Consider the following 4,542-nt stretch of genomic DNA (forward strand, 5'->3'; position numbering starts at 1 on the left):
GCGGTTCCTGCGTGATATCGCCGGCGTGTGGTCTGACGGGGGCGCTGGCGGAGGCGCTTGCAGCGTTCATGGCGGTACTGGATGGCTATACGCTCGAAGATCTGCTGGCGAGGCGGCGGGGGCTGCGCGATCTGCTGGCGCTGACGCCTTAAGTGAGCGTTCGAGGCATTGGCGTCTGCGCGTGAAGCGAAGCGTCTTTTAAGACGCAAGCAAGCCCCCTGCGGTGTGACCCGAGGGGGCGTATGTGCTGTGCTGTGCTGTGGTTGTGATTGCTGTTGGTTGCGGGAGTAGGATTTGAACCTACGACCTTCAGGTTATGAGCCTGACGAGCTACCGGGCTGCTCCATCCCGCGCCACCAATGTGCGGATCGAGGGGTTGAAGTTCAACCGGTCTGATCCGTAAAAACAGCAAAAGGCCGGCATTTCTGCCGGCCTTTTAACTTTGTGAATGGGTTTTTCATGATTTCGTACCGCACGTCGGCCACAATGCCTGGCGACGTCCTACTCTTCCGTTGCTTAAGCAGCAGTACCATCGGCGCTGTCAGGTTTCACGTCCGAGTTCGAGATGGGATCGGGTGGGTCACTGACGCCATGGTCACCAAGCAATGAGGCCGGCGTGGGTCAAAATCGGGTTTCAATCGATGTCCGTGCAATATTTGTCTGACTACAATCATCCACTTCGCGGACGTTCCTGAGGCTTTTGGCCATTCAGGATTGTCGTTGATGGTGGGACTCTTAAGTGCGAATAGAGCAATTAGTATCGGTTAGCTCCACACATTGCTGCGCTTCTACATCCGATCTATCAACGTGGTGGTCTTCCACGGCTCTAAGAAATCTTATCTTGAGGGAGGCTTCCCGCTTAGATGCTTTCAGCGGTTATCCCGTCCATACATAGCTACCCTGCTGCGCGGCTGGCGCCACGACAGGTACACCAGAGGTATGTTCAACCCGGTCCTCTCGTACTAGGGTCAACTCCTCTCAAATTTCGACGCCCACGGCAGATAGGGACCAAACTGTCTCACGACGTTCTGAACCCAGCTCACGTACCACTTTAATTGGCGAACAGCCAAACCCTTGGGACCTGCTCCAGCCCCAGGATGTGATGAGCCGACATCGAGGTGCCAAACGATTCCGTCGATATGAGCTCTTGGGAATCATCAGCCTGTTATCCCCGGCGTACCTTTTATCCGTTGAGCGATGGCCCTTCCACTCGGGACCACCGGATCACTATGACCGACTTTCGTCTCTGCTCGACTCGTCAGTCTCGCAGTCAGGCAGGCTTATGCCATTGCACTCTTGCAGACGGTTTCCAACCGTCCTGAGCCTACCATCGCGCGCCTCCGTTACTCTTTAGGAGGCGACCGCCCCAGTCAAACTACCCGCCACAGAGGGTCCCTGATCCAGTTTCATGGATCGAGGTTAGACATCAGAAAACAACAGGGTGGTATTTCACCTATGGCTCCACATCAGCTGGCGCCGATGCTTCAAAGCCTCCCACCTATGCTACACAGTTCTTTCCTAATGCCACTCTGAAGCTGCAGTAAAGGTGCACGGGGTCTTTCCGTCTAACCGCGGGTACTCCGCATCTTCACGGAGAATTCAATTTCGCTGAGCATCTCCTGGAGACAGTGGGGAAGTCGTTACGCCATTCGTGCAGGTCGGAACTTACCCGACAAGGAATTTCGCTACCTTAGGACCGTTATAGTTACGGCCGCCGTTTACCTGGGCTTCATTTCGCAGCTTGCACCACTCCACTTAACCTTCAGGCACCGGGCAGGCGTCAGGCCCTATACGTCGTCTTGAAGCCGACTTAGCAGAGCCCTGTGTTTTTGCTAAACAGTCGCTACCCCCTGGCCTGTGCCCCCCACAAATGGTTGCCCAAATGTGGGGCCTCCTTCTTCCGAAGGTACGGAGGCAATTTGCCGAGTTCCTTCAGGAGACTTCTCTCAAGCGCCTTGGTATACTCTACCATCCCACCTGTGTCGGTTTAGGGTACGGTCTATAATGGAGGGGCTATTTCCTGGAACCTCTTCAAAGCCTGCTCAATCCAGTAAGAGCAAACAATTTACGAGATCCGTCACACACCTCCAGGCCCACGAATATTAACGTGGTTCCCATCGACTACCCCCTTCGGGCTCGTCTTAGGGGCCGGCTTACCCTGCTCAGATTAGCTTTAAGCAGGAACCCTTGGGATTTCGGCGAGAGGGCATCTCACCCTCTTTATCGCTACTCATGTCAGCATTCGCACTTCCGATACCTCCACGACCCATTACCAGATCGCTTCATCAGCCTACGGAACGCTCCGCTACCGCGTGTAGTAAACTACACACCCTAAGCTTCGGTGCACGTCTTGAGCCCCGTTACATTTTCGCCGCAGGAACCCTTATTTAGACCAGTGAGCTGTTACGCTTTCTTTAAAGGATGGCTGCTTCTAAGCCAACCTCCTGGTTGTTTTGGGATTCCCACATGCTTTACCACTTAGACGTGACTTGGGGACCTTAGCTGTAGGTCAGGGCTGTTTCCCTTTTGACGACGGACCTTAGCACCCGCCGTCTGTCTGCCAGATATTACTCTTGGGTATTCGGAGTTTGGTTAGAATTGGTAGATCTCGCGACCCCCGCATCCATCCAGTGCTCTACCCCCCAAGGTATTCGTCTGACGCTCTACCTCAATAGATTTCGCGGAGAACCAGCTATTTCCCGGTTTGATTGGCCTTTCACCCCTAAGCACAACTCATCCGACAATTTTTCAACATTGAACGGTTCGGCCCTCCAGTGCGTGTTACCGCACCTTCAGCCTGGTCATGCATAGATCACCGGGTTTCGGGTCTAATGCAACAAACTCATTCGCCCTATTCAGACTCGCTTTCGCTGCGCCTACACCTAACGGCTTAAGCTTGCTTGTTACACTAAGTCACTGACCCATTATGCAAGAGGTACGCTGTCAGGTCTCAAGGACCCTCCAACTGCTTGTAGGCGTTCGGTTTCAGGTACTGTTTCACTCCCCTCATCGGGGTGCTTTTCACCTTTCCCTCACGGTACTAGTTCACTATCGGTCATACAGGAGTACTTAGGCTTAGAGGGTGGTCCCCCTACGTTCAGACAGGATTTCACGTGTCCCGCCCTACTCATATCCTTTGACATCGCTTTCACATACGGGGCTGTCACCCACTATGGCGCTCCTTTCCAGAAGCTTCTGTTAGCTGAATCAAAGGCATTGGCCTGGTCCGCGTTCGCTCGCCACTACTAACGGAGTCTCTGTTGATGTCCTTTCCTCCAGGTACTGAGATGTTTCAGTTCCCTGGGTTCGCTTCACCAAAGCTATGTATTCACTTCGGTGATACCCTTCCCATTTAACCTTCGACGCCGATTACTCGGCGGCGAAATTAAATGGTGAGGGTGGGTTTCCCCATTCGGAAATCGTTGGATCAAAGCTCGCTCACAGCTCCCCAACGCTTATCGCAGCGTGCCACGTCCTTCATCGCCTCTGTATGCCAAGGCATTCACCAAACGCCCTTACCTCACACTTGAGAGTCCACACCACCAACGACAATCCTGACATCCCCGCGGTGGGAATGGCATTCAGCGTCGCAATGATGCGGATGATTGTTTTCTTTCTCAGCCAAATATTTTGTGCGTTGATAGATCGACGATCGCCAGACGGTTACCCGCCTGCCTTTCATCAATCATACCAGCGCGGCATCGATTGAAAAACCCATTCACAATGTCAAAGTGCCGATGAACAACGCCGAAGCGTCGTTGAAATCCCGCCCGAAGGCGGAAACTGTTGTCTTCATTTCTGGAAACGCTATCGCTGCTTCCCGCCGTAAACGACAGGAAATGGTGGAGCCTATCGGGATCGAACCGATGACCCCCTGCTTGCAAAGCAGGTGCTCTCCCAGCTGAGCTAAGGCCCCCTACCAAGTCGCAGCGTTGCGGGAATGGTGGGCCGAGTAGGAGTTGAACCTACGACCTCACGCTTATCAGGCGTGCGCTCTAACCACCTGAGCTACCGGCCCCCGCAACAACCCAAGCCAAGCCCATCAGGGCTAGCGTCGGGCTAGCGAGGCCAGCTCGGGTGCATATCTCCGAGGAGATATGTTCCAGAATGAAGGGACATGAGGACGGCGGCAATGTTCTTAGAATGCAATGGAAGCTCTTCCGGGCCGAGGGACCGAAGTCCGTGGGTCCGGCGCTTTCCGCCGCAATCCTTAGAAAGGAGGTGATCCAGCCGCAGGTTCCCCTACGGCTACCTTGTTACGACTTCACCCCAGTCGCTGATCCCACCGTGGTCAGCTTCCTCCCTTGCGGGTTAGAGCACTGCCTTCGGGTGAAACCAACTCCCATGGTGTGACGGGCGGTGTGTACAAGGCCTGGGAACGTATTCACCGCGGCATGCTGATCCGCGATTACTAGCGATTCCGCCTTCATGCTCTCGAGTTGCAGAGAACAATCCGAACTGAGACGGCTTTTGGAGATTAGCTACCGGTCGCCCGGTTGCTGCCCACTGTCACCGCCATTGTAGCACGTGTGTAGCCCAGCG

At 54.4% G+C, this 4,542-nt stretch carries 3 tRNA genes and 3 rRNA genes (1 of these 6 only partly in view); all 6 read right to left on the reverse strand.

What is annotated here, in order from left to right:
- Positions 1-276: 276 nt before the first annotated feature.
- A tRNA-Met gene (locus tag AC1RRJ_RS21510) sits at positions 277-353 on the reverse strand.
- Between the two features lie 135 nt (positions 354-488).
- Positions 489-603 (reverse strand): 5S ribosomal RNA (gene rrf / locus AC1RRJ_RS21515).
- A gap of 132 nt (positions 604-735) precedes the next feature.
- Positions 736-3,528: ribosomal RNA gene (locus AC1RRJ_RS21520) — 23S ribosomal RNA — on the reverse strand.
- A 312-nt stretch (positions 3,529-3,840) separates the two neighbouring features.
- Positions 3,841-3,916 (reverse strand) — tRNA-Ala (locus AC1RRJ_RS21525).
- Between the two features lie 25 nt (positions 3,917-3,941).
- Positions 3,942-4,018: transfer RNA gene (locus tag AC1RRJ_RS21530), tRNA-Ile, on the reverse strand.
- A 196-nt stretch (positions 4,019-4,214) separates the two neighbouring features.
- Positions 4,215-4,542 (reverse strand): 16S ribosomal RNA (locus AC1RRJ_RS21535); it runs 1,260 nt beyond the window's last position.
- Together the 16S, 23S and 5S rRNA genes with 3 tRNA genes alongside form the textbook arrangement of a ribosomal RNA operon.

The sequence above is a fragment of the Sphingopyxis sp. GW821-FHT12C06 genome (genome assembly GCF_058807415.1).